The following is a 25,874-nucleotide window of genomic DNA, read 5'->3' as shown; positions in this document are numbered from 1 at the left end:
CCTGTTAAAACAACCTGTTTTCCTCCCCTTGCCTGCCAACCCCCTCATTCTTCACATTAATCTGATTCCGTATACGTTTAAGCAATTCGTATAATGTGCATTTTCACAATGACAACTCCTTGATAAACCATTATCTTTCAGAGATAGCATGGATATTTATCACCGCTTGGGCATCGCACCGTCATATCTCAGGAGACCGGGTTTGAACCACACTATCGTCTACAGTCTGTTTATCATCGGTTCCGTGCTGGTCGCATCGAGCATTCTGCTCAGCTCTTTCTCATCCAGGCTGGGCATTCCTATTCTGGTCATCTTCCTTGCGCTGGGTATGCTGACCGGGGTCGATGGTATCGGAGGCATCGCTTTTGATAACTATCCGGCGGCCTATCTGATTTCCAACCTGGCGCTGGCAATCATCCTGCTGGATGGTGGCATGCGCACCAAAGCCAGCTCGTTTAAGGTCGCGCTGGGGCCCGCGCTGTCGCTGGCCACCATCGGCGTCATGATAACCGCCGGCTTAACCGGTGTGGTTGCCGCCTGGTTGTTTAAGCTGGATATGATGCAGGGATTCCTGATTGGCGCGATTATCGGCTCCACGGATGCCGCCGCGGTCTTCTCCCTGCTGGGTGATAAGGGCCTGAACGAGCGCGTCAGCTCGACACTGGAAATCGAGTCCGGCAGCAACGACCCGATGGCGGTGTTTCTGACCATCACCCTGATTGAGATGATCGAACAGGGCCGCAGCGGGCTTGACTGGATGTTTCTGGTGCACCTGGTGCAGCAGTTCGGCCTGGGGATCGTGCTGGGCCTGGGCGGCGGCTGGGCGCTGCAGCAGCTGATTAACCGCATCAGCCTGGCGGGTGGCCTCTATCCGCTACTGGCGCTGAGTGGCGGCATTCTGGTGTTCGCGCTGACCACCGTACTGGAGGGCAGCGGCATCCTGGCGGTCTATCTGTGCGGCTTTTTACTCGGCAACAGTCCGATTCGCAACCGCCACGGTATTCTGCAGACCTTTGATGGTATGGCGTGGCTGAGCCAGATAGGCATGTTCATTGTGCTGGGGCTGCTGGTCACCCCTTCCGACTTGTGGCACATCGCCGTGCCGGCGATGATCCTCTCACTGTGGCTGATTCTGGTGGCGCGCCCCCTGTCGGTATTTGTTGGCCTGCTGCCGTTCCGCAGTTTTACCACCCGTGAACGCTTCTTTATCAGCTGGGTCGGGTTACGCGGAGCGGTGCCGATTATCCTGGCGGTGTTCCCGATGATGGCCGGATTAGAAAACGCCTCACTCTATTTCAATATCGCCTTCTTTGTGGTGCTGGTCTCGCTGATGTTGCAGGGAACCTCGCTGGGCTTTGCGGCAAAAAAAGCGAAGGTGGTGGTGCCGCCGACGGCCTCCCCCATCAGCCGTATCGGTCTGGATATCCATCCGGAGAATCCGTGGGAGCAGTTTGTTTATCAGCTCAGCGCCGACAAGTGGTGTATCGGGGCTGCGCTGCGCGATCTGAAGATGCCGCGTGAGACCCGCATCGCCGCTCTGTTTCGTGACAATGTGCTGATGCATCCCAACGGCGGGACACGCCTCAGAGAGAACGATGTGATCTGCGTGATTGGCCGTGAGCGCGATCTGCCAGCCCTGGGCAAAATGTTCAGTCAGTCGCCGCCGGTTTCGCTCGACCAGCGGTTCTTTGGTGACTTTATTCTGGATGCAGAAGCACGCCTGCGCGACGTCGCGCAGATCTACGGGCTGGAACTTGATGAGAACACCAACGATCAGCAGTCGCTGGGACAGCTGATGCTGGGCATGCTGGGTGGCGCGCCCGTGGTCGGGGATCAGGTTGAATGGAATGAGCTGACCTGGACCGTGGCGGAAAAAGAGGATAATCGTATCGTGAAAATTGGTGTCCGGCCGGCAGAAGAGAAGGAATAATCCTAATCATTCAGCCACGTTATTTTCTGTTGATACGCTAAGCTTACAGCTCTGTGCCAGAAAAAACGGGAGAAATGAATGGGACACGTGGTTAAAATTGGTCGTTATGAGATTGTTGATGCCGATCTTGACGGTGAGCACCCTGACACCGTCAGCATTCCCTGTCACACCAATCCCGGCTTAATTACCCAACTCGACGGCTGGGATCGCGATACCAGCGTACCGGCGTGGATTGATGGAAAACCGGTGGATCTGCAGATTGGTCATTATGATAAAGAGCAGGACCGCTGGATTTTAAAAAGACCCGCCTGATGCCTTATCACTACCGCCAGTCGCGAGATTTGGCGGTAATTCCTAAAAAGCGTCTTAAACAGTTTAGTTATAACTGCACCCCTGCTTATTTTATCCTTATATTACATGGCGTTATCCGTTTAAAACTTTAATCACTTTTGTTGTTTTCAGATTTTTTCCGTATTAACGCCGTCAAATATCTCCTGCATACTCATTCTCAATGCTGCAACATTTCGTGAGTACCATCACGCTTTAATCTTCATCTTTTTTGCAGCTGTACTGGCTTTACTGACTGCAACAGACTGAAAATTATTTTTTAATTTTTCGGTGGCTCACTCCTGAGCGCGTCCCTGATTCTGGTCAGGCCATCTTTTACTTAAGAAAGAGAGCAGGTTTTATGGCAAGTACATTGATAATGAATAGCCCGAGCCGCTCATGGAGCGGCACGCGTAAAAATATCATCGTGAAATTCGCCCTGAGCTTTTCCGATCTGATTGCACTCAACCTCGCATTATTTTTATCCGCCGCAACCATTCAGGGTATTTGGGGCGAGCTGGATACGTTTATTCCCCCGCATCAGATTGAATACCGTTTTGTGGCGCAGTTTATTATGTCCGTGATGTGCACCGGCTGGTTCTGGGTTCGTCTGCGTCACTACACCTATCGCAAACCCTTCTGGTTCGAGCTGAAGGAGATTGTAAAAACGCTGTTTGTTTTCTCACTGCTCGACCTCGCGCTGATCGCGTTTTCGAAATGGGACTTCTCCCGCATGGTGTGGGTTTTCAGCTGGACATATGCCCTGCTGCTGCTGCCGCTGATGCGAACGCTGGTCAAACGCGCCATTAACCGGGCGGGCCAGTGGCAGAAAGAGACCATCATCATCGGCTCTGGCCGCAACGCTACCGAAGCCTATGCCGCCCTGCAGAGTGAGGAGATCCTGGGCTACAACGTACAGGCCTTTATCTCTGTCGACGATGAGCCCTCTCAGCAGAGCGTCAATGGCGTGCCAGTGATCACCTGGAAAGACATTAACTGGCAGACCATTGACCGCGACAACGTGCAGTTTATTGTGGCCATGGAGTATGAGCAGCAGCCGATGCGTGACCGCTGGCTGAAATTCCTGTCGAAGATGAACTGCCGTTCGGTTTCCGTGATCCCGACGCTGCGCGGCGTGCCGCTCTACGGCACCGACATGTCCTTTATCTTCAGTCATGAAGTGATGATCCTGCGTGTCAGCAACAACCTGGCGAAGCACTCTTCGCGCTTCCTGAAGCGGACCTTTGATATTGTCGTCGCCTCCATGCTGCTGCTGTTCCTCGGCCCGATCTTCGCCCTGCTCTGCTTTATGGTGAAGCGCGATGGCGGCAATGCCATTTATGGGCATGAGCGTGTGGGTCAGGATGGCAAAAAATTCAAATGTCTGAAATTCCGTTCCATGGTGACCAACTCTAAAGAGGTGCTGGAGAAGCTGCTGGCGACCAGTGAAGAAGCCCGAATGGAGTGGGACAAAGATTTCAAACTGAAGAATGACCCGCGCATTACCCGTATCGGTGGCTTCCTGCGTAAAACCAGCCTCGACGAGTTACCGCAGCTGTGGAACGTGATCCGCGGTGAGATGAGCCTGGTCGGCCCGCGCCCGGTGATTGAGGCGGAGCTGGAGCGTTACGCCGGCGATGTGGATTACTACCTGATGGCCAAGCCCGGCATGACCGGCCTGTGGCAGGTCAGCGGACGCAACGATATCGACTACGATACCCGCGTCTACTTTGACTCCTGGTATGTGAAAAACTGGGCACTCTGGACCGATATTGCCATTCTGTTTAAAACCGCAGGCGTCGTGTTACGTCGCGACGGCGCTTACTGAGTTAAACCCGCGATGCCTGTAAAAAGCAGGCATCGCACTTTCCGCACAGCTTACGCTTTCTTTTTCCCCTCTGAATCATTACCCTCTTCGGCTCGTTTTTTAACAAAACGTTTACCCTCTGGTTGTTATGCAAAAATTTACTTTATTGTTATTAAGCCTGGTGCTGCTGGCACCCTTAGGCATTGACCTCTATTTGCCCACGCTGCCGCAGATTGCTGAAGGGCTGAATACCCCGGTCAGTCTGGTGCAGACCACCATTCCTCTCTTTCTGCTGGTAATGGGGCTGGGACAGCTGGTGACCGGGCCGCTGGTGGACAATTATGGCCGTAAGCCCATCGCCCTGCTGGGGCTGGCGCTCTACATCGCCGGCAGCGTGATTGCCGCCACCGCCACCTCCTTTCCGCTGTTCGTGATTGCCCGTCTGGTGCAGGGCTGCGGCGTCTGCTGCAGCGCGGTGGTCGCCTTCAGCGGCGTGCGTGACCGCCTCAGTGGCGATGCCGCCGCCCGTGCTTACGGCTTTCTGAATGGCGCACTGAACATTGTCCCGGCGCTGGCCCCGCTGCTGGGCGGCCTGCTGGCCAGCGCCTTCGGCTGGCGCGCGCCCTTCTGGTTCCTCTGCGCCTATGGTGTGGTGATTACGCTGCTGGTGCTGATCGGCCTGCCCGAGACGCGTCCGGCAGATACCCTGCGGGTAAAAGGCTTACCGGTGAAGCAGTACGCCGCTATCCTGCGTCAGCCACGCTTTCTGGCGTTTGCGTTCGCCAATGCCGGTGCACTGGGCATGGTGCTGACCTACGTATCGCTGGCACCTCAGGTGCTGATGACCGAAGGCGGGCTGACGCCGATCCAGTTCTCCTTCGCTTTTGGCGCAAATGGTTTCTGGATCATGTTTGTCAGCATGTTCGTCAATAAAGCGATTCGCAAGGCGGGCCGGCCTTTCTGCCTGGCGATGGGATTCTTCACCATGCTGCTGGGCGCGGTGCTGCTGGTTGCCGGGATGCAGATCTTCCCGGCGGCGATGCAGACGCACTGGGCGCTCTACATGTTCCCGGTGGCGGTTTCTGTTGCCGGTCTGGCCTTCACCGTCGGCCCGGCCACCAGCTATGCGCTGGAGCCTTACCAGCAGCAGGCGGGTGTGGCGTCGGCGTTACAGGGATTTATTCAGATGGCGGGCGGTGCCGCAGGCAGCCTGATTGTTGTCACACTGCCGGTGGCGGAGAAGCTGTCACTGAGTCTGATGATGCTGCTGGGTGCAGCGCTGGCCTTTATCGCCTGGCGCTGCAGCAGAAAAATGCGCGGCAGTCTGACCGCGCTTAGCTGAGGGTGACCGGAACGCGGGGTGCCAGCGCACACATCAGCTCGTACCCTACCGTTCCGGCTGCTTTCGCCACCTGATCGATTTTCACCTGCTCGCCCCACAGCTCAACCGCTGAGCCGATTCCCGCCTGGGGACAGGGGGTCAGATCCACCGTGATCATATCCATCGACACCGCGCCGACGACCTGGGTCATCACGCCGTCAACGCAGACGGGGGTGCCGGTCGGGGCATGCCGTGGATAGCCGTCGGCATAACCACAGGCGACCACGCCAATCCGCTGCGCGGCGCTGGCATGATAGCGGTAGCCGTAGCCGACCCCGTCGCCCGCCTGCAGCTGCTGCACGGCGATGATCTCACTACTTAACGTCATCACCGGTTTCAGGCCGCTGCCCGCGATATCCTGCCAGTCGCCGCTGGGTGACGCACCATAGAGCACGATACCCGGGCGAACCCAGTCGAAATGCGCTTCGGGATGCCACAGCGTACAGGCGGAGTTGGAGAGCGACCGCGGACAGTTGAGTCCTTCTGCCGCCTGCTCAATGCGCTGCATGGGCGCAATCAGTCCCTCGGGGTTTTCGGCGTCGGCAAAATGCGCCATCAGCGTCATCTCGCCCGTGTTGCTCAGCGCACGCAGGCTCTGCCAGGCGCCGCTGACCTGTTCCGGCCGAAAACCGAGCCGGTTCATCCCGCTGTTGACCTTAAGATAGATATCCACCGGCGCTGACAGTCTGGCGTTCGCCAGCGCTTTGATCTGCCAGTTACTGTGAACGCTGGTGGTCAGGCGATAGCGGTCGATCAGTTGCAAATCTTCCGGCCTGAAAAAGCCTTCCAGCAGCAGAATCGGTTTGTTCCAGCCGCGCTCGCGCAGCAGGATCGCCTCTTCCATATTGAGCAGCGCGAAGCCATCGGTGTCAGACAGCGGCTCGCGTACCCGATCAATACCGTGGCCGTAAGCATTGGCTTTAACCACTGACCAGACGCGGGATGCGGGGGCAGCCCGGCGCACGATAGCCAGGTTATGACGTAACGCCTCCGGGTTGATGGTCGCGACAATCGGACGTGACATCCTCTCTCTCCCTGAATACTTAACGAGTTGCGCTGGCGTTACGCAGCGGCGATGAGGTCGCCGCGAAACCAGGTAAGTAGCGGAATACCGCTAAGTCATCCGCCGCAATCGCCGGCGTTTTACCGGAGATCAGATCGGCCAGTAACTGCCCTGAACCACACGCCATCGTCCAGCCCAGCGTTCCGTGACCGGTGTTGAGCCAGAGATTAGAGATGGGGGTGGCGCCGACAATCGGCGTACCGTCTGGCGTCATCGGACGTAAACCGGTCCAGAAACTCGCCTGTGCAAGATGACCGCCTTCAGGATAGAGATCACTGACCACCATCTCCAGCGTTTCCCGCCGCGCTTCGGTCAGTTTGGTGTTAAAACCAACAATCTCTGCCATCCCGCCAACGCGGATACGATCGTCAAACCGGGTCACCGCCACTTTGTAGGTTTCATCGAGGATGGTGGAAACTGGCGCGGCATCGGGATTTTTGATCGGAATGGTGAGTGAATAACCCTTGAGCGGGTAAACCGGGATGCTCAGAACGTTCTTCAGCAGCGCCGTGGAGTAAGAGCCAAAGGCCACCACATAGCTGTCTGCTTTGATGATCTCATCACCGCACTTCACGCCATAAATGCGATTTCCGTCGCGCAGCAGATGATCGACCGGGGTGTTGAAGCGGAATACCACGCCCGCCTCTTCGGCCATCTTTGCCAGCCGCTGGGTAAAGAGCTGACAGTCGCCTGTTTCATCGTTGGGGAGACGTAATCCGCCGGTGAGTTTATGCCGGGTTGCCGCCAGTGCAGGTTCCACGCGTGACAGCTCATCGGCCTGCAGCAGTTCATAAGGCACCCCCGCGTCACGCAGCACCGCAATATCCTTGCTGGCGCTGTCGAACTGTTGCTGGGTGCGGAACAGCTGCAGCGTTCCGCCCTGCCGGCCTTCATAGGCGATGCCGGTTTCACTCCGCAGCGCTTTCAGGCAGTCCCGGCTGTATTCGGCAATCCGCACCATGCGGCTTTTATTCTGCTGATAGTGGTTGATGTCGCAGTTGCGCAGCATGTGCCACATCCACTCCAGCTGAAAGCTGCTGCCATCCAGCCGGATAGCCAGCGGCGCGTGGCGCTGGAACATCCACTTCACCGCTTTCAGCGGCACGCCGGGCGCGGCCCAGGGGGCGGCATAACCTGGCGAGATCTGACCGGCATTGCCCGCGCTGGTCTCCATCGCCGCGGCAGGCTGACGATCGATGACGGTGACCTGATGTCCGGCTCGCGCCAGATACCAGGCACTGGCTACGCCGACAACCCCACTTCCAAGAATCACTACGTGCATAGTTTCCCCATCCAACGTCTAAAAGCATAATTCACTGTTCAGAAGATGATAGTCAGCGGATCACCGCAGCGGACACCACCCCGAAATCACAGCATCCATTTCACATCTTTTTCACTTTTCAGGTAACTAAAATCTTGCTGCACGATGAATTTCAGCGCTTTATGCGCCTTATTCCTTAAACGCAGAAATAAATGACAACAAAGGCAGTTAAATCTGCGCATGGCAGGAGAATCATTCAACCTCATACATTCCACTTATAAACAGGACTTTATCCTGCCATCTGGCGCATGGTTCGAATTAAAAACGGTTAAATTCCCTGTTGCCTCACACTTAATGATTTTGTGCCAAAGATTTCATTTGAGTTCGCATTTCGGATAGGCGACAGTGGGCTATCATTGTTGTGTTCGCTCAGTTTTTTTCGGGTTCCCTTTTTCAGGATGAAGCCTTAAATAACCAGAACGGGTTGTCTTTCGGGTCAGCCGGTTTGCCACAAAGAGGTGCGCTATGACGACAATCTTTGACGAAGCCATCAGAGACAGCAAACGACTCAATGACGGACCAGACTGGACATTCGAACTGCTTGATGTCTACTTAGCGGAGATCGACCGCGTCGCGAAGCTCTACCGTCTGGATACCTACCCGCACCAAATCGAAGTGATCACCTCTGAACAGATGATGGATGCCTATTCCAGCGTCGGCATGCCAATCAACTATTCACACTGGTCATTCGGCAAAAAGTTTATCGAAACCGAGCAGCGCTATAAGCATGGTCAGCAGGGGCTGGCCTATGAAATTGTCATCAACTCCAATCCCTGCATCGCCTACCTGATGGAAGAGAACACCATGACCATGCAGGCGCTGGTGATGGCACATGCCTGCTATGGTCATAACTCTTTCTTCAAAAATAACTACCTGTTCCGCAGCTGGACGGATGCCGGATCGATTGTCGATTACCTGCTGTTTGCCAAAAACTATATCAGTGACTGCGAAGAGCGCTATGGCGTTGAAGAGGTGGAGCGGCTGCTCGACTCCTGCCACGCCTTAATGAATTATGGCGTGGATCGCTATAAACGCCCGCAGAAGATCTCCCTGCAGGAGGAGAAAGCCCGCCAGAAAAGCCGGGAGGAGTATCTGCAGAGTCAGGTGAACACGCTCTGGCGCACGCTGCCGCGGCGTGAAAAAGAGGCGGTCACGTTCGAAGCCGCACGCTACCCTTCTGAGCCGCAGGAGAACCTGCTCTATTTCATGGAGAAGAATGCGCCGCTGCTGGAGCCGTGGCAGCGTGAGATCCTGCGCATTGTGCGCAAGGTGAGCCAGTATTTCTATCCGCAGAAGCAGACTCAGGTGATGAATGAGGGCTGGGCAACCTTCTGGCACTACACCATCCTTAATCACCTCTATGACGAAGGCAAAGTGTCGGAACGCTTCATGATGGAGTTTCTGCACAGCCATACCAATGTGGTCTATCAGCCGCCCTACAACAGCCAGTGGTATAACGGCATTAACCCTTATGCTCTGGGCTTCGCGATGATGCAGGATATCAAGCGTATCTGTCAGTCCCCTACCGAAGAGGATCGCTACTGGTTCCCGGATATTGCGGGTTCTGACTGGCTGGATACGCTCCATTTTGCGATGCGTGAGTTTAAGGATGAGAGCTTCATCAGCCAGTTCCTGTCGCCGAAGGTCATGCGCGACTTCCGGCTGTTTACCGTGCTGGATGATGACCGCAACAACTATCTCGAAATCGCCGCCATTCACGATGAGGCTGGCTATCGGGCAATTCGCCAGCAGCTCTCCGCCCAGTACAACCTGAGTAATCTCGAACCCAATATTCAGGTTTATAATGTCGATCTGCGCGGTGACCGTTCGCTGACCCTGCGCTATGTACCGCAGAGCCGCACGCCGCTGGACAAGAGCCGCCGCGAAGTGCTGAAGCACGTGCATCGGCTGTGGGGATTTGATGTGATTCTGGAGCAACAGAATGAGGATGGCAGTGTTGAGCTGCTGGACCGCAACCCGCCGCGAAATACCTCACTCTGACCGCATAAAAACCGGACGCGATGTCCGGTTTTTTTTATCGTTTATTGCCGAGATCGTCAGGCAGATTTTTCTGCATGCTGTGCCAGATTTCACCGCTGCGGCGACCGTAGTTGCGCACCACCTCCACAATCTCATCCTGTCCCGGCGATGTGTCACACAGCGCCAGCAGCGTCAGATAAAAATCACGCGCCACCTGACGGGCTTCGGGATTTGAGAAGTAGTGACGTCCCACGCGGGTGTAGAGCCCTTTCAGGCCGTTAAGGATCAGACCATAAATCGGGTTGCCGGAAGCAAATGCCAGACCGCGGAAGACGCGGTAGTCGAGTTCGGTATAGGCATCCGCCTGGTCGGCCGTCGCATCGACCGTCTCCAGCACCTCACGCGCCTTGTCAGGATGATGACGCAGTGCACGGCTGATAAAGATGGAAGAGATATTGCTGCGCACTGACAGCAGGTTGTCGATCAGCACCGGCACGCTGTCGTGGTCGAGACGCGCCAGGGTTTCGAGGATATTCAGGCCAGAGGTCTCCCAGAAATCGTTCACCCGGGTCGGTTTACCGTGCTGAATCGTCAGCCAGCCATCACGCGCCAGGCGCTGCAGCACTTCACGCAGGGTCGTACGTGTCACCCCGATCAATTCAGAAAGCTCACGCTCAGCAGGAAGAATCGACCCCGGGGGAAAGCGGCTGTTCCAGATGCTTTCAATAATGTACTCTTCAGCAAATCCCGCTGGACTCTGCGCCTTTATAACCATAGCAATGTGTTCTCGTTGCTTTTCTAATCGTGATGGGCACTCATCATACCAGACGCCCTATAGCGGATATAGCCTGCGCAACCATTAAAACCGGGCGCAGCGCATATTTCAGGTTGCCTCTCCCGTGCTCCTGGGGGCTAACGGAGTAAAGCTGATTGCGCAGCAAAATGCCAGACGCCCCATAATCGCAAAACACGCGGCTTATTTTCACATAACCTGTTCTGGATCAGTCTGAGGTCATGTCTGGATACGATTTTTCCCTGGCCCGGGCTGGTTTGCCCCCGCTTTTGGTTTACACTGCGTGGCATTAACGTTTACAGGGAATGCAATATGTTGCGATATCTGAATCACTGTTCCCGGGGCCGCGGAGCCTGGCTATTACTGGCACTGACTGCACTGGCGCTGGAGCTCACGGCATTATGGTTTCAGCATGTGATGGGCCTGAAGCCCTGCGTCATGTGTATCTACGAGCGCAACGCGCTGTTTGGTGTGATGGGCGCGGGTCTGGTCGGCGCGATTGCGCCAAAATCGCCGTTGCGTCTGGCGGCGCTGGCGTTATGGATCTACAGTGCCTGGGAAGGTCTGCGTCTCTCCTGGGAACACACCATGATTCAGCTGCACCCTAACCCCTTTACCACCTGTGATTTTGCCGCCCGCTTCCCCAGCGGTCTGCCGCTGGATAAGTGGCTGCCGTCGGTGTTTCTCGCCAGCGGTGACTGCGCCGAGCGCAGCTGGACCTTTCTGACGCTCAGTATGCCGCAATGGATGATTGGGGTATTTGCCGCTTATCTGCTGGTGGCGGTGCTGGTGCTGATTGCCCAGCCTTTTAAAGCAAAACGGCGCGACCTGTTTGGTCGCTGAACAGAAAAAAGGCTGCCCGTGGCAGCCTTTTTTTTCATCCTGTCCGGGACAGCGGCACTCAGCCGTTGCGATCGGGCCGATCGATGATGTGATCTTCCCAGTCCCGCACTTCACTCTCGCGAACCGCAATGTAGCGCACCGAAATACGCTGTGCGTGCATCTGCGCTTTCGAACCGGCGCGCAGCGGATGCCAGGCCGGTAAGCCCTTGCCCTCGCCCAGCAACCGGTAGGCGCAGGTGCGCGGCAGCCAGTTGAAGGTGGTCAGGTTTTCACGCGTCAGCTTGATGCAATCCTCTTCTAACTCGAAGCGGCGCTCATAGTTGCGGCACTGGCAGGTTTTGATATTGAGCTGGTTGCAGGCGACGTTAGTGAAATAGATCTCATCCGTGTCGGCGTCCTGCAACTTGTTCAGGCAGCACTGGCCGCATCCATCACATAAGGATTCCCATTCCTCATCGCTCATTTGTGCCAGGCGTTTATGTTGCCAGAAAGGGGTGTCAGTCATGATGATTGTCCGCAGTGTGCCTAAACCGCACCTTATAAAGCCTATGCGGTGGTGATGCAAGTCTTTAGAGCACGCGCGTGCTGATCCCATGCCCCGCCAGAGAGACTTCGAGCTGATCGCCTGCGCGCATCGGACCCACCCCTTCCGGCGTACCGGTCAGAATCACATCGCCGGCACGCAGCGTGAAGTAACGACTCATGTGGGCAATCAGCGGCAGAATTTTATGAATCATATCTGCCGTGCTGCCCTGCTGACGCACTTCACCATTCACCAGCAGCTTAAGCTCCACATTCTGCGGGTCGTCACTGAACTCCGCAACCGGGATAAAACCGGAGATGGGGCAGGCATTGTCGAAGCCTTTCGATTTTTCCCACGGCTGGCCCGCTTTTTTCAGCCCGGCCTGCAGGTCACGCAGCGTCAGATCCAGCGCCACACCATAGCCTGCAATGGCCTTCGCCACATGCTCTTCGGTTGCCTGTTTCAGGGTTGCGCCAATCAGCACGGCCAGTTCAACTTCATGATGCACTTCGCCAAACGCATCCGGGATAGAGAGCGGCTGACGCAGATCACAGAGCGCCGTTTCCGGCTTGATGAAGATCACCGGTTCTGTTGGGGTGGCGCTCCCCATCTCTTTGATGTGTTTTGCGTAGTTACTGCCAACGCAAACCACTTTGCTGACCGGAAAATCTAACAGAGCGCCTTGCCAGTTACGATGCTGATACATGCTCATCCCCTGTTCAGGTTAGGTGTGATGCCAGCACTGCTGGCGGGTTGATGTTTGCTTTTGCGCTGGTCGATCTGCCAGCCTCATGGCGAGATAATAAGATCCTTTTAACGGTCCGGGGTGCGGAATTTGTCAAAAAGCGTAAACAGCACCGCCGAAGTGCTGAATAATCGTACAAATAAGGACAAAAAGCCGGGCAGGAAATTTAATGAGAGTGAAAACAGATAAGCTGCGCCGTTAATTCTGCGCAGCCTCAGAGCAATATTATCCTGACAAAATCGCGACGGCAGGATTTATATTTACAGAAGAATCCGAGTTAAACTTTTTTATCGGCCTCTAAATGAATTTTCAGCAGACTTTCGATCGGCGGTGGAATCTGCAAATAATAGCCCTGCTCGCTCAATCCCTGCTTAACTTTATTGATATCCGCATTTGCCAGCCTGTCGCGCCCCGCCAGCTTTAGCACCATCGCCAGCTGCGGCTTGCCAAACCCTTTCAGCAATTCCTCCGGCACGCGGGAGAAATCGTCCTTTTTTTCAACATAGAGATAAGTCTGGTCACGTAACGGGCTTCTGTAGATCACACAAAACATATTTTTTACTCGAATTAACCGGGGTTGAGGCTTGTCTGAATATAGCTGTAACTATAACATGCTTGCAGAACTTCGAATATTCACCGTTAGCGCTTCAGTGACGATTTTATCATCGCCTGGCTGACGGTAGTGAAAACAGGACTGAGTCGGGACAGATGTCGCAAACGCCAATCGAATTCAAAGGTAGCAGTTTCACCCTGTCTGTCGTCCATTTGCATCACCATGACCCGGCGGTGATTCGCAAGGCACTTCAGGACAAGATTGACCAGGCTCCGGACTTCCTGAAAAACGCCCCGGTGGTGCTTAACGTTGCCACCCTGAGTGCCGATGTTAACTGGAAGCAGTTGCAGCAGGCGATTCTTGCCACCGGCTTACGCATTGTTGGCGTAAGCGGCTGCAAGGATGAGGCGCTGAAACGCATGATCGCCCGTGCCGGTTTGCCGGTGCTGGCAGAAGGTAAAGAGGCCAGGCCGCAGGTGCAAGCCCCTGCCCCTGCCGCTGTGCCTGAACCGCAGCCGGTGGCAGCGGAAGCGGTGGCCGCGAAAACCCGCATCGTGAACACCCCGGTGCGCTCAGGCCAGCAGATTTATGCACGTGATGCCGATTTGATCATCACCAGCAGCGTCAGCGCCGGTGCCGAACTGGTTGCTGATGGCAATATTCACATTTACGGCATGATGCGCGGTCGTGCCCTGGCGGGTGCCAGCGGTGACCGCAACTGCCAGATATTCTGTACTAACCTGGCCGCTGAGCTGGTTTCGATTGCCGGGGAGTACTGGATCATGGATCAGATCCCGCAAGAATTTTTTGGTAAAGCTGCGCGCCTGTGCCTGCAGGATGGCGCGCTGACTATCCAGACACTTAATTAGGCCCCTTTTCTTTTGTTAAGGAAATCAACATTTATGGCACGCATTATTGTAGTTACATCCGGTAAAGGGGGCGTTGGTAAGACCACGTCAAGCGCGGCCATCGCCACCGGTTTAGCGCAGAAAGGCAAGAAAACGGTCGTGATCGACTTCGATATCGGTCTGCGTAATCTGGATTTGATCATGGGCTGTGAGCGCCGTGTGGTCTACGATTTCGTCAACGTCATTCAGGGCGATGCCACCCTGAACCAGGCGCTGATCCGCGACAAACGCACCGAGCAGCTCTACATTCTGCCTGCGTCACAGACTCGCGACAAAGATGCGCTGACCCGTGAAGGCGTTGAAAAAGTCCTGAACGATCTGGCCGCAATGGAGTTCGATTTCATCGTCTGCGACTCACCGGCAGGGATTGAAACCGGCGCCCTGATGGCGCTCTACTTTGCCGATGAAGCCATCATCACCACCAACCCGGAAGTCTCTTCAGTCCGTGACTCCGACCGTATCCTCGGCATCATCTCCTCTAAATCCCGTCGCGCAGAAAACAGTCAGGAGCCGGTAAAAGAGCACCTGCTGCTGACCCGCTACAACCCGGGTCGCGTCAGCCGTGGCGATATGCTGAGCATGGAAGATGTGCTGGAAATCCTGCGCATTCCTCTGGTCGGCGTCATCCCGGAAGATCAGTCGGTGTTACGTGCCTCCAACCAGGGCGAACCGGTGATCCTGGACGGTGAATCTGATGCTGGCAAAGCCTATGCCGATACCGTTGAACGGTTGCTCGGTGAAGTACGCCCCTTCCGCTTTATTGAAGAAGAGAAGAAGGGTTTCCTGAAACGCCTGTTCGGGGGATAAACCATGGCATTACTTGATTTCTTTTTATCCCGGAAGAAGAACACTGCCAATATAGCCAAGGAAAGGCTGCAGATTATCGTGGCAGAACGGAGAAGGGGCGACAGTGAGCCCCACTATCTTCCGCAACTTAAGCGCGACATTCTGGAAGTGATTTGCAAATATGTGAAGATCGATCCAGAGATGGTCACGGTACAGCTCGATCAGAAAGGTGATGATATCTCGATTCTGGAGCTGAACGTGACGCTTCCGGAGACGGAAGACGCGACTAAATGATTCTGACCGCCGCCTGAATTTCCCCTGCGCAGTGGCAGGGGAAATTTATCCGGTCAGCAACCCGCCAGGATCTCATCGATGCCGGGTTTCAGCAGTTCGCCCCGCCATCCGGTCAGTAACTCCGGTGGACGCCCCTGCGGCTTAATGCCCCAGTGCTGACTCAGCACCTGATTAATCTGACGGCGTGACGCCAGCAACTCCTGACTGAAGCCACTCTGCTCACTGACCTGCTGCACCAGCGCCTTCATCGCTTTGAAGACCGATTTGTAATTCGGATGGTCGATCAGATTTCCCAGCGGAGCCGGTAATTCACTCTCCTCCAGTGCCGCCGCTTCCGCCACCAGCGCGACCAGCGTTTTGCCGTGAAAACGAATTTCGTGTCCTGACAGCCCCAGATGATCGAGTTCACCCAGCGAGCCCGGCATAAAGCGCGCCACCTTCCACAGGTTTTCTTCACGCACCACAAAGTTAACCGCCATATCCTTTTCACGCGCCAGCGTCAGACGCCAGGCCGCCAGGCGCTGCAGCGCCGCCAGCTGACGCGGACGCAGTTGCCAGGCGTTGGTGATATCGCGCCAGGCCTCTTCCGGGGCCAGACTGTCCAGACGGCGCTGACAAAGGTTATCGCACTCGCTGAGTGCGGCGGCCATGTTGCCCGCCTCTTCCGTATTGACCATCAGCTGACGGGCAATCGGCAGCAGGTAGTGAACGTCGGCTGCCGCATAGACACACTGGCGTTCCGTCAGGGGACGGGCTAACCAGTCGGTGCGTGATTCGCTTTTATCGAGTTCAACCTGGGTGAAGTGCGCCACCATCGCGGCGAAGCCCCAGGAGAGTGGCTGGCCGGAGAAGGCCGCCAGAATCTGGGTGTCGATCATCGGTGTCGGCAGCACGCCAAAACGGTGCAGGAACACCTCCAGATCTTCGCCGCCCGCATGCAGGAATTTGGTCACGGCGGTGTCGGTCAGCAGCGCCACAAAGGGTGACCAGTCGCGGATGTTGAGCGGGTCTATCAGCACCAGTTGTTCGTCGTCAAACAGCTGGATCAGGCCAAGCTGAGGGTAATAAGTGCGGGTACGCACAAACTCGGTATCCAGTGCCACCGCCGCGTGCTGGCGCGCTTTCTGGCACACGTCTGCCAGTTGATCATCCTGGTCGATAAGGGAATAGTTCACGTCTGATTTCCACCGCAGCAGACTCCGCGCGGCGCTCCATGTTAAAAACAATAAAAACGCCGGACATGCCGGCGTTCAACCTCAATTCTTATCCGGATTCAGCGGGTGCCGGATTTCACCTCATCGCGCAGCTCACGCCGCAGGATCTTGCCAACGTTGGTCTTGGGGAGCTCATCACGAAACTCAATGATTTTGGGCACCTTGTAGCCGGTCAGCTGACGGCGACAGTGATCGAGCACCTCCTCCTTCGTCAGCGACGCCTCTTTTTTCACGATGCAGACTTTGACCGCCTCACCGGAGAGATCGCTGGGAACCCCGATGGCCGCGGCTTCACGCACTTTCGGGTGCTGCATCAGCACATCTTCGATTTCATTCGGATAGACATTAAAGCCTGACACCAGAATCATATCTTTTTTACGGTCGACGATGCGAATAAAGCCTTCCTGATCAACGGTAACAATATCACCGCTATGGAGCCAGCCATTTTTCAGGACTTCCGCCGTCGCTTCCGGATGCTGCCAGTAACCCAGCATCACCTGCGGGCCGCTGATGCAGAGCTCACCCGGCTCGCCTGGTGCCACTTCATTTCCCGCTTCATCCAGGATCAGCACATCGGTCGAGGGCACCGGCAGGCCGATGCTGCCGGTATGACAGCTGATGTCGTAGGGATTGACCGAAACCAGCGGCGAACACTCCGTCAGGCCGTAGCCTTCCAGCAGATAGTGCCCGGTCAGCTTTTCCCAGCGTTCAGCCACGACTTTCTGCACCGCCATCCCGCCGCCTGCGGAAAGCCGCAGCGTGGAGAAATCGAGTTTCGTAAACTGCTCATCGTTCAGCAGCGCATTAAACAGCGTGTTGACCCCGGTGATGGCGGTAAACGGAAACCTGCTCAGCTCTTTAACGAAGCCAGGAATATCGCGCGGATTGGTGATCAGCAGGTTCTGACCGCCCAGCTCAAGGAAAAGCAGCCCGTTCACCGTTAATGCAAAGATGTGATAGAGCGGCAGCGCGGTGACGACGCACTCTTTGCCGTCACGCAGCAGTTTGCCGTAGGTCGCTTTCGTCTGCTCAAGATTCGCCTGCATGTTGCGATGCGTCAGCATCGCCCCTTTGGCCACCCCGGTGGTGCCGCCGGTATATTGCAGGAAGGCAAGATCGTCATTCGACACGGTCGGACGGCGATAATTCAGCGTCGCCCCCACGTCCAGAACCTGACGGAATGAGATAGCGCCCGGCAGATGGTATTTCGGCACCAGCTTTTTGACATACTTGACGACGAAATTCACCAGCGTCGCCTTAATGGGGGCGAGCTGGTCGCCCATCCGGGTCAGGATGACGTGACGGACCGCGGTTTCCCCCACCACCTTTTCCAGCGTATGCGCGAAGTTGGAGACGATAACGATGGCGCTGGCGCCGCTGTCGTTAAGCTGATGCTTCAGCTCTCGCGGCGTGTAGAGCGGATTGACATTGACCACCACCATTCCCGCGCGCAGCACGCCAAACAGGGCCACCGGATACTGGAGCAGGTTAGGCATCATTAACGCCACCCGGTCACCCGCTTTCAGGCCCAGTTCATGCTGGAGATAGGCGGCAAAGGCGCGGCTCTTCTCCTCCAGCTGGCGATAACTCATTTTCTGACCCATGTTCAGGAACGCGGGTTGATCAGCGTAGCGTTTTGCGGCCTGCTCAAACAGATCCACCAGAGAGGTATAACGATCTGCACTTATTTCGGCAGGCACATCTGCCGGGTAGCGTTTCAGCCAAACCTTATTCAAGGATCCACCCCGATAATTATGTTGTATTTCCATCGCCGCCTCAGCCAATCTGGTTTGTTAACAATATTTTAACTGATTGTACCAGTTTGCCTGTTTCGGCATGTTGAGGTTGCGAAGTCCATCACTAAATTTCGTGCTGTGAAAACAGACAAATAAAAAGCCCGGCAGCGAGCACCGCGACCGGGCTGAATAGCAGGTCTTAATGTTACTCGGTCAGTATGGTCTGCACCTCGGTCGGGCCACTGTTAACCATGCCCCAGTAGGGATTGGGTCCCCAGTATCCCCCGCGATGGCGGGTCGGACCGTACCAGATCCAGGGATCCATGGGCTGTGGCGGTGCGGTCACCTGCTGGGCAAGACGCCAGCGCTGATAACCGCGCACATCGATGACGGCAAATTTGTAATCTGCCTCGCCGATTTTGCCCTGCTCCGTGCCTTTCAGCGTGCCCAGCACCGTGACGTACTGATTTCTGACATCCACCGGATCAACAAAACCGTGGATGTCAGCATAGATCCGGCCGACTGACGCCGCGCCCAGACGCGGTCTGGCGCTCTCATCCAGCGGCTGTGCCGCAATCTCCAGACGGGTTTTGCCGTTCAGGTTGGTGACGTTCACCACCTTACCGCCAAAGCGCGACTCCTGGCCGACATAGATAGCAGGGTCATTCATCACCCGCAGCAGATCCTGCTGAGGCTGAGGGGAACTGCCCTGCAGCGTGTCAGGAATAGAGACACAACCCGTTAACACCAGCACACAGGTCAGCAGCAGACCTGAAAGCCCTTTACCACACATTGACGACATAGACGCTCTCCCGTTAGGTAAAGTCTTAGACTGGACGCATAACAATAAGTTGCGTGCGACTTAGCGGCCAGGTAACTTTTTCCAGGCAACTTCATTGCGCAGGTAGGTCGGCTCCGCCGTTTCCGGCAGCAGGGTATCCCCGTCTGCCAGCGCCAGCGTCGCCAGCGGCAGCATATCCTGTGCGGCAGGCAGGGTCACCTCACTGGCGGTCAGCGTCAGTGCGTGCCCCTGCTGCAATGCCGGGAAGGCTTCCCAGCCGGTGCCGGCGGTCATCCACTCACCGGTAAGCGCCTGCATTCTGGCCACCGCCGCCTCGGGCGTCAGCACGCTTTCGCTGGCTTCACCCTGCCAGCGCCCCTGCTCATCCCGCTGATACTCTGCCCAGTAGACTTCACCCATTCGCGCATCAATGGCGGTCAGTACCCGACGAGCGCCGTGCAGACGCCACGCCCCTTCCGCCATCGTCGCCAGCGTCGAGACCGCGATCATCGGCAGGGCTGCGCCCAGTGCCAGGCCCTGCGCAATACCAATACCGATACGGACGCCGGTAAAGCTGCCGGGGCCGCGCCCAAAGGCCAGCGCATCCAGATCGGTCAGTTCCAGCTGACCGGCGAGCAGGAGCTCTTCAACCAACGGCAAAATACGCTGGGTGTGATCGCGCGGGGCGATTTCGAATCGGGCATCGATCTGTTGCTGATTCAGCAAGGCGGCTGAACAGGCTTCTGTCGCCGTATCCAGCGCTAAAATTCGGGCTGACATGACTACCTCAGAAGAAAGAAAACGGCGCGCATCTTAGCACAGAATTATGCGTCTGGTTCGGGTTGCTGGCGGATAAAGGCGATGGCGCGACGGATGTCCCGGGTGCGCGGCGTCGGCGGCAGACTGTTCAGGAACAGCGCGCCGTAAGGGCGTGACACCAGCCGTTGATCGCAAATCACCAGCACGCCGCGATCGTCGGTGTCACGGATTAACCTTCCCACGCCCTGCTTCAGGGTGATCACCGCATCCGGCAACTGCACATCCGCAAAGGGATCGCCGCCGCGAATCCGGCAATCTTCCATCCGGGCTTTCAGCAGCGGATCTTCCGGTGAGGTGAAAGGCAGCTTGTCGATAATCACCAGCGACAGGGCATCCCCGCGCACATCCACCCCTTCCCAGAAACTGCTGGTCGCGACCAGCAGCGCATTCCCCTTCTCAATAAACTGCTGCAGCAACTGGCCTTTGCTGGTTTCACCCTGCACCAGCACCGGCAGCGTCATGGAGGCGCGAAATTCGGCCGCCAGCTCACGCATCATCAGGTGTGAAGTACAGAGGAAGAAGCAGCGACCTTTGTTGGCATCAATCAGCGGCTTCATCATCGCGGCCAGCTGACGGGCGCCCCCCGGACGGTTAGGCTCCGGCAGATTGCGCGGCACGCAGAGCAGCGCCTGCTTCGCAAAGTCGAACGGGCTGTTGAGGATCAGGCTTTTTGCCGCATTGACACCCAGCCGTTCCGAGAAGTGCGCCATCTTCTCATCCACTGCCAGGGTGGCTGAGGTAAAGATCCACGCGGCTTTACGGTTATCCATCACTTCACGAAAACGCTCCGCCACGGAGAGCGGCGTCAGCGCCAGGATAAAGTGACGTGAGGTACATTCATACCAGTAGCTGTAGCCCGGCTCGTTGATGGCCCGCAGCCGTTTCAGACGGGTACGATAGAGCGCGGCGCGCTCAAAAGCGGCATCCAGCAGGGCTGAACGTCCCAGAGAGAGCTTGATGACGTCGTAACAGAGTTCGAGTGCATCATCCAGCAGCGTAAACATCCGCAGAATAGCGTTGTCACTCAGCAGCTCACGCAGATTCCCGCGATAGCCGGGATCGCCCAGTGACAGGCGAAAGTCCTGTGCGCACTGCGCCAGACGGTCAGCGGATTTTTGCAGCTGCTGGGCATCGCGCACCTCGGTGCGGTAGGCGATGATGATATCTTTGGCGAGGTCGAGTAATTGACGGCTGGAGAGCTGCTGACCAAAATACTGGCTGGCGATGTCGGGCAGCTGATGGGCTTCGTCAAAGATCATCACATCCGCTTCAGGGATCAGTTCCCCAAAACCGCCCTCTTTAACCACCAGGTCGGCGAGAAAAAGATGGTGGTTCACCACCACCACATCCGCGTCCATGGCGCGCTTTCGCGCCTTCACCACAAAGCACTCTTTGTAACGCGGGCAGTCGGTGCCCAGGCAGTTATCGTTGGTGCTGGTGACCAGTGGCCAGACCGGGCTGTCTTCGGTCACGCCCGCGCAGCTGCTGATGTCGCCATCTTCGGTCTGTGATGACCAGCTGCGCAGGGTCACCAGATCGGTGAGCGCCTGCGCGGTGAGATCGCCACCCGCCATCGACTGCTGTTCCATGCGTTCCAGACAGAGGTAGTTAGAGCGGCCTTTCAGCAGCGCGGTTTTGCCTTTGAACTTCAGCGCCCTGACCATGGTGGGCAGATCGCGCCCATAGAGCTGATCCTGCAGCGCTTTGGATCCGGTCGAGACAATCACTTTTTTATTGGCCCGTAAGGCGGGTGCCAGGTAAGCGTAAGTTTTACCGGTACCGGTACCGGCTTCGACGACCAGTTCACCCTGCTCTTTTACGGCTTCAGAGACCGCCTGCGCCATCTCGCGTTGTGCTTCCCGCGGCTTAAAACCCGGGATACCCAGCGCCAGCGCGCCATCCACTGCAAAATCGTCTGCCACATACCCTCACTAAGAACGGCAAAAACACTGTAATTATGTCAGTATTGCTCAGACAAAGCAAAACGGAGTCTTATCAATATGTTATGCAGGAATGGTCAGTTCTCCGACAGCATGTGTGTTCTCCTGAACGTGCTGTTAGTGCTTCCCCTGCGGCATAAAGTCACATCCACTGAACGTTTAATTCGCGGTGTCCGTGAACGCGGGGAAGGAACGGAGAGGAAATAACCCAGTGCGACGAAAGAGAGACGGGTTTCATTAACGTTGTGCGTGCGCAGGATTATTTAAGCAGGGATTGAACGCTATTTTCTTCGCACATGAATCTGCTGCGGAAATAAAGAACCGCAAAACGGCGCACAGGCGGTTTTGCGGTGTTAGCAGAGGGGGCGACCGGTGTCAGACATCTCTTACGGTCGGATCGTCTTCCTCATCCTCTTCTTCATCTTCCGGGTAGATCTCAGCATCATCTGGCAATGGCTCATCGTAATCTGGACGTTCAGACATAATTACCTCCGGTGATAAATAGCAGCACTGCTATTTGATCTGATCATAGTTAACCGGCGCCGGAGGCCGCTGAGTTTCCTTGTGAACTGTGAGCCAGGCGTAAGATCGTTGTAACAGATTGAAAACGATCGCGAGGTGACGCCGCGCTGTGCTAGTGCCGGATATAAAACGCGCCCGCCAGCATGGCAACAAACAGCAGGGCAAAGGTAATAAAACCCTGCTTACTGCCTTTAGAGAGACCGACAAAGGCCGATATCACAATAAACAGCAGCGTCAGTGCGCCCGCCATCACCCAAAACAGATACTGCGTATTCGCCATGTGCTCATCCTCATCCTGTGGCGCGATATTTCGCTGATTTATACCATTTTTACGCCTGGCCTGTCCTGCATTCCCGCGCCTCGCCAGCCGGCTGCTACCGCATTCCGTCCCCGCCTGCCCGCTAAAGCCTGTGACGCAGTCAGCAAATGCAGAGGATAACAGCAGGAAATAACCACCCGGATTATAATGATTAAATCGGCTTACCGTTGAGATGTGGCACCCGTAAGCTGACGTGCTGAGACTGGCTTAACGTTCTCTTCAGGCTGCGTTAAGCAGATGGCCTTAACCCGACTGCCTGACTCAGGCGGAGGATTGCTATGAATACTTTCCGCATCGGCTCTCTGACTGGCGTGCTGCTGCTCTGCAGCTGTCAGGCCCCCACCCCCGATCAGGCGCGTCTGCAGGAACCCCTCTTTCAGGGCCAGAGCACCCGCACCGTTCCTCAACTCAGCGACTGCATTTATCGCGGCTGGTCCACGACCAGCGTGGTGGCCCGCGATGACACGACCCATACCCGGCCCGGCGGCAGTGCGATCAGCGTCTTTACCTGGGAGGATTCTATCTTTGCGGATGTCTCGCCTTACGGGCGAGGGGCAGAGGTCAAATATTTTACCACCTTCCGGATGGCACCTCAGGTGATGGCAGACAGGCAGGCGATTGTTAAGCGCTGCCTGTGAGGGGTGACAGCGATGCGGGGAATATGGCAGGCTACCTCCCACTTTATTCAGGGAGAAGCCGATGAGTATTACCCGTATTGACCCGGAACACCGCATGTCCGAAGCCGTGATTCACAATGACACGATCTACTACACCAGCGTGCCGGAAAACCTGGACGCCGACGCCGAAGCGCAGACGGCCAATGCGCTGGCGGTGATTGATGCGATGCTGACGCGTCTCGGCAGTGACAAGAGCAAAATTCTCGATGCCACACTGTTTCTGGTAGATAAGGCTGATTTCCCTGCCATGAACCGCGCCTGGGACGCCTGGGTCTCTCCCGGTAATGCACCGGTGCGCTGTACGGTTCAGGCCGGGCTGTTAAATCCAAAGTACAAAATTGAGATAAAAATTATCGCTGCACGTTAAGCAGAGCGGGCGTTATTCTTCTTCGTTTTCGTCATCTTCGTCGTCGAAGAGCGCCCGGATCTGTTCGCCCGAGTGAGTCTGCCGGATCTCCTGCGCCACCTGGGCGATAGCCTGACCACTCGATAAACCCCCTGCCATCAATTCCTGAATACGCTCGACGGCCTGCTGCTGCTGCTCATGAGAGAGCGCCGGTAATCCTGTAAACATGTTCTGCTCCTGTGTTGGGTCAGACAGTATCCCACGCGGAACTAACAGGTGCCAGTCAGGAAAAAATATGTCAGTCTGACCGCCTCTTTGCTTGCTGATTTTTCTGCCCGATGATTGTTGAAACCCTCACGCTTGATTATACCCCGGATGCGCTGACCCGGCGTTTTGCCCCCATTGCCCATCTGCCCTGGGCGATGCTGCTCTCCTCCGCCCAGGCCAGCCACAGCGATAACCGCTTTGATATACTGACGGCTAATCCCCGCGCCACCCTGGTGACCCGCGGGGCGATCACCTCGATCAGCGATCGCAGCGGCACCCGTGAATCGGCCGCCGACCCTCTGCTGCTGGTGCAGCAGCAGTGCGATGCGCTGGGCGTGACGCCTGCCGCCAGTGAGACGCTGCCGTTTCAGGGCGGCGCGCTGGGTCTGTTTGGCTACGACCTGGGCCGCCGATTTGAAACGCTGCCCGCAAGGGCCGAGGCCGACCTCATCACGCCCGATATGGCCGTAGGGATCTATGACTGGGCGCTGATTGCCGATCACCATCAGCAGACCCTGACCCTGGTGGCGCTGGAGGCGGCGCAGGCGCGGCTCGCCTGGCTGACACAGTGGCCCGCGCGTGAGGCGCTGCCCTTTTCACTGACCAGCGGCTGGCGTTCTAATCTGAGCTACGCCGACTATGCCGCCCGCTTCGCGGCGGTTCAGGACTATATCCAGGCCGGTGACTGCTACCAGGTTAATCTGGCGCAGCGTTTTCAGGCGGCTTATCAGGGAGATGAGTGGCAGGCGTTCTGTCAGCTGAATGACGCTAACCGTGCGCCGTTCAGCGCTTTTCTTCGCCTGCCGGAGAGTGCCATCCTCAGCCTGTCGCCGGAGCGTTTCCTCTCGCTGAATAACCGGCAGATCGAAACCCGCCCGATCAAGGGAACCCGGCCACGCTGCGCGGATCCGATAGCGGATGCCCAACAGGCGGAGGCGCTGCGCCATGCGGAGAAAGATCGGGCCGAGAACCTGATGATCGTCGACTTACTGCGCAATGACATTGGCCGCGTGGCGCAGCCCGGCTCTGTTACCGTGCCGGCACTGTTTGAGGTGGAACCCTTCCCCGCCGTGCATCATCTGGTGAGTACGGTTCGTGCGCGGCTGCCCGCCTCTCTGCAGGCCACCGACCTGCTGCGGGCCTGTTTTCCGGGAGGCTCGATTACCGGCGCGCCCAAGATCCGGGCCATGGAGATCATCGATGAGCTGGAGCCCCAGCGGCGCAATGCCTGGTGCGGCAGCATTGGCTATCTCAGCCTCTGTGGGCGGATGGATAGCAGCATCACCATTCGCACCCTGATTGCCGAGGGCCAGCAGCTCTACTGTGCAGCCGGTGGCGGTCTGGTGGCAGACAGCGATCCGCACGCGGAATATCAGGAGACGCTGGACAAAGTGAGCCGGATCTTACCGGCACTGGAACAATCGGGAGGTTCAGTTGGCTCTGACGCTTGAGACTTTTCGCTGCCGCTTTCTGTTGCAGCAGCCGGCGCGCACGACGCAGCGCCTCTCTGGCCGGCACGCGGCAGTCCTCGTGCCCATCGTGGCGCGGCCTGAGCCAGGCCTGTTGCTGACGCAGCGCTCGCACGCCCTGCGCAAACATGCCGGACAGGTCGCCTTTCCCGGCGGAATGCAGGATGACGACGACGCCTCGCTGATCGCCACAGCACTCCGCGAGGCTCATGAAGAAGTGGGCATCGAACCGCAGCAGATCGAGATACTCGGTTCGCTGCCTGCGGTGACCAGCAGTACCGGTTTTCAGGTGACGCCGGTGCTGGGGATCATTCCGGCCAATCTGCGTTTAACCCTCAACCCGGATGAGGTGCACAGCGCCTTTGAGATGCCGCTGGCTGAGGCGTTACAGCTCAGCCGCTACAGTTCGCTGGAGGTTCATCGGGCCGGTGTCAGGCACCCGGTCTGGCTGTCACGCTATCAGGATTATCTGGTGTGGGGGATGACCGCCGGAATAATCCGCGCACTGAGCACGCAGATCGCCTTCTGAC

General features: G+C 56.8%; 26 protein-coding genes. 13 read left to right on the top strand and 13 right to left on the bottom strand.

The window, feature by feature from the left end; all coding sequences use genetic code 11:
• Positions 1–202 precede the first annotated feature (202 nt).
• The 4 genes from F3I47_RS00450 (at position 203) to F3I47_RS00435 (ending at position 5,406) form a co-directional block, all read left to right on the top strand.
• Positions 203–1,930 (top strand): potassium/proton antiporter, encoded by a 1,728-nt coding sequence (locus tag F3I47_RS00450; RefSeq protein ID WP_150029515.1) that lies wholly within the window; start codon positions 203–205, stop codon positions 1,928–1,930.
• 78 nt (positions 1,931–2,008) lie between these two features.
• Positions 2,009–2,242 carry a DUF1480 family protein gene (locus F3I47_RS00445; RefSeq protein WP_009089872.1) on the top strand — a complete coding sequence of 78 codons (234 nt, stop codon included), beginning with the start codon at positions 2,009–2,011 and terminating at the stop codon, positions 2,240–2,242.
• A 376-nt stretch (positions 2,243–2,618) separates the two neighbouring features.
• Positions 2,619–4,085, top strand: a complete 1,467-nt coding sequence (gene wbaP, locus F3I47_RS00440; RefSeq protein ID WP_033736229.1) for an undecaprenyl-phosphate galactose phosphotransferase WbaP — start codon at positions 2,619–2,621, stop codon at positions 4,083–4,085.
• A 127-nt stretch (positions 4,086–4,212) separates the two neighbouring features.
• Entirely contained in the window at positions 4,213–5,406 is a 1,194-nt protein-coding gene (locus tag F3I47_RS00435) for a multidrug effflux MFS transporter (RefSeq protein ID WP_111207571.1), read from the top strand.
• Here F3I47_RS00435 and dadX read toward each other — a convergent pair.
• Positions 5,399–6,469 (bottom strand): catabolic alanine racemase DadX, encoded by a 1,071-nt coding sequence (dadX, locus tag F3I47_RS00430; RefSeq protein WP_150029514.1) that lies wholly within the window; start codon positions 6,467–6,469, stop codon positions 5,399–5,401. The two genes, F3I47_RS00435 and dadX, sit on opposite strands and share 8 nt — an antisense overlap.
• Before the next feature lie 19 nt (positions 6,470–6,488).
• A complete protein-coding gene (locus F3I47_RS00425) occupies positions 6,489–7,790 on the bottom strand; it encodes a D-amino acid dehydrogenase (RefSeq protein WP_009089864.1) in 1,302 nt (433 codons plus the stop codon).
• A gap of 504 nt (positions 7,791–8,294) precedes the next feature.
• Here F3I47_RS00425 and F3I47_RS00420 point away from each other — a divergent pair.
• A complete protein-coding gene (locus F3I47_RS00420; protein WP_009089862.1) occupies positions 8,295–9,830 on the top strand; it encodes a SpoVR family protein in 1,536 nt (511 codons plus the stop codon).
• 34 nt (positions 9,831–9,864) lie between these two features.
• On the opposite strand, the gene fadR is transcribed toward F3I47_RS00420, so the two are convergent.
• Entirely contained in the window at positions 9,865–10,584 is a 720-nt protein-coding gene (fadR, locus tag F3I47_RS00415) for a fatty acid metabolism transcriptional regulator FadR (protein WP_009089861.1), read from the bottom strand.
• 330 nt (positions 10,585–10,914) lie between these two features.
• Between fadR and dsbB the strand changes: the two genes are divergently transcribed.
• Positions 10,915–11,445 (top strand): disulfide bond formation protein DsbB, encoded by a 531-nt coding sequence (gene dsbB / locus F3I47_RS00410; RefSeq protein WP_009089859.1) that lies wholly within the window; start codon positions 10,915–10,917, stop codon positions 11,443–11,445.
• A 58-nt stretch (positions 11,446–11,503) separates the two neighbouring features.
• On the opposite strand, the gene F3I47_RS00405 is transcribed toward dsbB, so the two are convergent.
• The 3 genes from F3I47_RS00405 to F3I47_RS00395 all read right to left on the bottom strand — a co-directional run bounded on the left by F3I47_RS00405 (position 11,504) and on the right by F3I47_RS00395 (position 13,266).
• Positions 11,504–11,950 carry a YcgN family cysteine cluster protein gene (locus F3I47_RS00405; protein WP_009089856.1) on the bottom strand — a complete coding sequence of 149 codons (447 nt, stop codon included), beginning with the start codon at positions 11,948–11,950 and terminating at the stop codon, positions 11,504–11,506.
• Positions 11,951–12,014: 64 nt separating this feature from the next.
• Complete coding sequence (locus F3I47_RS00400) at positions 12,015–12,674, bottom strand: fumarylacetoacetate hydrolase family protein (protein WP_058957294.1); 660 nt, start codon at positions 12,672–12,674, stop codon at positions 12,015–12,017.
• A gap of 316 nt (positions 12,675–12,990) precedes the next feature.
• Positions 12,991–13,266 carry a YcgL domain-containing protein gene (locus tag F3I47_RS00395; RefSeq protein ID WP_009089851.1) on the bottom strand — a complete coding sequence of 92 codons (276 nt, stop codon included), beginning with the start codon at positions 13,264–13,266 and terminating at the stop codon, positions 12,991–12,993.
• A 155-nt stretch (positions 13,267–13,421) separates the two neighbouring features.
• Here F3I47_RS00395 and minC point away from each other — a divergent pair, with 155 nt between their 5' ends.
• Genes minC through minE form a run of 3 tightly spaced genes read left to right on the top strand, consistent with a single transcriptional unit; the run spans position 13,422 to position 15,254 of the window.
• On the top strand, positions 13,422–14,135 hold the full coding sequence (gene minC, locus F3I47_RS00390) for a septum site-determining protein MinC (protein WP_009089848.1): 714 nt from the start codon (positions 13,422–13,424) through the stop codon (positions 14,133–14,135).
• Between the two features lie 33 nt (positions 14,136–14,168).
• Positions 14,169–14,981 (top strand): septum site-determining protein MinD, encoded by an 813-nt coding sequence (gene minD / locus F3I47_RS00385; RefSeq protein WP_046101942.1) that lies wholly within the window; start codon positions 14,169–14,171, stop codon positions 14,979–14,981.
• A gap of 3 nt (positions 14,982–14,984) precedes the next feature.
• Positions 14,985–15,254 (top strand): cell division topological specificity factor MinE, encoded by a 270-nt coding sequence (gene minE / locus F3I47_RS00380; RefSeq protein ID WP_009089844.1) that lies wholly within the window; start codon positions 14,985–14,987, stop codon positions 15,252–15,254.
• Positions 15,255–15,307: 53 nt separating this feature from the next.
• Here the strand turns inward: minE and rnd are convergent, their stop codons facing one another.
• The 6 genes from rnd to F3I47_RS22245 all read right to left on the bottom strand — a co-directional run bounded on the left by rnd (position 15,308) and on the right by F3I47_RS22245 (position 22,546).
• Complete coding sequence (gene rnd / locus F3I47_RS00375) at positions 15,308–16,429, bottom strand: ribonuclease D (RefSeq protein WP_009089843.1); 1,122 nt, start codon at positions 16,427–16,429, stop codon at positions 15,308–15,310.
• A 98-nt stretch (positions 16,430–16,527) separates the two neighbouring features.
• On the bottom strand, positions 16,528–18,204 hold the full coding sequence (gene fadD, locus F3I47_RS00370; RefSeq protein ID WP_140028620.1) for a long-chain-fatty-acid--CoA ligase FadD: 1,677 nt from the start codon (positions 18,202–18,204) through the stop codon (positions 16,528–16,530).
• 205 nt (positions 18,205–18,409) lie between these two features.
• Positions 18,410–19,006, bottom strand: coding sequence for a Slp family lipoprotein (locus F3I47_RS00365; RefSeq protein WP_033736224.1), 597 nt, complete (start codon positions 19,004–19,006; stop codon positions 18,410–18,412).
• A gap of 60 nt (positions 19,007–19,066) precedes the next feature.
• The gene (gene tsaB / locus F3I47_RS00360) at positions 19,067–19,765 is read right to left on the bottom strand and encodes a tRNA (adenosine(37)-N6)-threonylcarbamoyltransferase complex dimerization subunit type 1 TsaB (protein WP_140028621.1); all 699 of its coding nucleotides are present in this window, start codon (positions 19,763–19,765) and stop codon (positions 19,067–19,069) included.
• A 44-nt stretch (positions 19,766–19,809) separates the two neighbouring features.
• Positions 19,810–21,726, bottom strand: coding sequence for an ATP-dependent DNA helicase (locus F3I47_RS00355; protein ID WP_140028622.1), 1,917 nt, complete (start codon positions 21,724–21,726; stop codon positions 19,810–19,812).
• A 652-nt stretch (positions 21,727–22,378) separates the two neighbouring features.
• On the bottom strand, positions 22,379–22,546 hold the full coding sequence (locus tag F3I47_RS22245) for a hypothetical protein (protein ID WP_167428132.1): 168 nt from the start codon (positions 22,544–22,546) through the stop codon (positions 22,379–22,381).
• A 317-nt stretch (positions 22,547–22,863) separates the two neighbouring features.
• Between F3I47_RS22245 and F3I47_RS00350 the strand changes: the two genes are divergently transcribed.
• Both F3I47_RS00350 and F3I47_RS00345 read left to right on the top strand, forming a co-directional pair.
• A complete protein-coding gene (locus tag F3I47_RS00350; protein ID WP_150029513.1) occupies positions 22,864–23,223 on the top strand; it encodes a hypothetical protein in 360 nt (119 codons plus the stop codon).
• A gap of 61 nt (positions 23,224–23,284) precedes the next feature.
• Positions 23,285–23,629, top strand: coding sequence for a RidA family protein (locus F3I47_RS00345; protein ID WP_009089831.1), 345 nt, complete (start codon positions 23,285–23,287; stop codon positions 23,627–23,629).
• Positions 23,630–23,641: 12 nt separating this feature from the next.
• Here F3I47_RS00345 and F3I47_RS00340 read toward each other — a convergent pair whose 3' ends face one another.
• Positions 23,642–23,836, bottom strand: coding sequence for a YoaH family protein (locus F3I47_RS00340; protein ID WP_009089830.1), 195 nt, complete (start codon positions 23,834–23,836; stop codon positions 23,642–23,644).
• 110 nt (positions 23,837–23,946) lie between these two features.
• Here F3I47_RS00340 and pabB point away from each other — a divergent pair, with 110 nt between their 5' ends.
• Both pabB and F3I47_RS00330 read left to right on the top strand, forming a co-directional pair.
• Entirely contained in the window at positions 23,947–25,326 is a 1,380-nt protein-coding gene (gene pabB / locus F3I47_RS00335; protein WP_150029512.1) for an aminodeoxychorismate synthase component 1, read from the top strand.
• Positions 25,310–25,873, top strand: a complete 564-nt coding sequence (locus F3I47_RS00330; protein ID WP_150029511.1) for a CoA pyrophosphatase — start codon at positions 25,310–25,312, stop codon at positions 25,871–25,873. The genes pabB and F3I47_RS00330 overlap by 17 nt, the downstream gene beginning before the upstream one ends.
• The last annotated feature ends 1 nt before the right edge of the window (position 25,874 follow it).

The sequence above is a fragment of the Pantoea sp. M_10 genome (genome assembly GCF_008631515.1).
Lineage (GTDB): Bacteria > Pseudomonadota > Gammaproteobacteria > Enterobacterales > Enterobacteriaceae > Pantoea > Pantoea anthophila.
This window is presented reverse-complemented; position numbering and strand designations above follow the sequence as displayed.

Coding starts and splice junctions, on each gene's coding strand:
- F3I47_RS00445 (WP_009089872.1), top strand. CDS start 2,009: ATGGGACACGTGGTTAAAATTGGTCGTTATGAGATTGTTGATGCCGAT.
- wbaP (WP_033736229.1), top strand. CDS start 2,619: ATGGCAAGTACATTGATAATGAATAGCCCGAGCCGCTCATGGAGCGGC.
- F3I47_RS00435 (WP_111207571.1), top strand. CDS start 4,213: ATGCAAAAATTTACTTTATTGTTATTAAGCCTGGTGCTGCTGGCACCC.
- dadX (WP_150029514.1), bottom strand. CDS start 6,469: ATGTCACGTCCGATTGTCGCGACCATCAACCCGGAGGCGTTACGTCAT.
- F3I47_RS00425 (WP_009089864.1), bottom strand. CDS start 7,790: ATGCACGTAGTGATTCTTGGAAGTGGGGTTGTCGGCGTAGCCAGTGCC.
- F3I47_RS00420 (WP_009089862.1), top strand. CDS start 8,295: ATGACGACAATCTTTGACGAAGCCATCAGAGACAGCAAACGACTCAAT.
- fadR (WP_009089861.1), bottom strand. CDS start 10,584: ATGGTTATAAAGGCGCAGAGTCCAGCGGGATTTGCTGAAGAGTACATT.
- dsbB (WP_009089859.1), top strand. CDS start 10,915: ATGTTGCGATATCTGAATCACTGTTCCCGGGGCCGCGGAGCCTGGCTA.
- F3I47_RS00405 (WP_009089856.1), bottom strand. CDS start 11,950: ATGACTGACACCCCTTTCTGGCAACATAAACGCCTGGCACAAATGAGC.
- F3I47_RS00400 (WP_058957294.1), bottom strand. CDS start 12,674: ATGTATCAGCATCGTAACTGGCAAGGCGCTCTGTTAGATTTTCCGGTC.
- F3I47_RS00395 (WP_009089851.1), bottom strand. CDS start 13,266: ATGTTTTGTGTGATCTACAGAAGCCCGTTACGTGACCAGACTTATCTC.
- minC (WP_009089848.1), top strand. CDS start 13,422: ATGTCGCAAACGCCAATCGAATTCAAAGGTAGCAGTTTCACCCTGTCT.
- minD (WP_046101942.1), top strand. CDS start 14,169: ATGGCACGCATTATTGTAGTTACATCCGGTAAAGGGGGCGTTGGTAAG.
- minE (WP_009089844.1), top strand. CDS start 14,985: ATGGCATTACTTGATTTCTTTTTATCCCGGAAGAAGAACACTGCCAAT.
- F3I47_RS00365 (WP_033736224.1), bottom strand. CDS start 19,006: ATGTCGTCAATGTGTGGTAAAGGGCTTTCAGGTCTGCTGCTGACCTGT.
- tsaB (WP_140028621.1), bottom strand. CDS start 19,765: ATGTCAGCCCGAATTTTAGCGCTGGATACGGCGACAGAAGCCTGTTCA.
- F3I47_RS22245 (WP_167428132.1), bottom strand. CDS start 22,546: ATGGCGAATACGCAGTATCTGTTTTGGGTGATGGCGGGCGCACTGACG.
- F3I47_RS00350 (WP_150029513.1), top strand. CDS start 22,864: ATGAATACTTTCCGCATCGGCTCTCTGACTGGCGTGCTGCTGCTCTGC.
- F3I47_RS00345 (WP_009089831.1), top strand. CDS start 23,285: ATGAGTATTACCCGTATTGACCCGGAACACCGCATGTCCGAAGCCGTG.
- F3I47_RS00340 (WP_009089830.1), bottom strand. CDS start 23,836: ATGTTTACAGGATTACCGGCGCTCTCTCATGAGCAGCAGCAGCAGGCC.
- pabB (WP_150029512.1), top strand. CDS start 23,947: ATGATTGTTGAAACCCTCACGCTTGATTATACCCCGGATGCGCTGACC.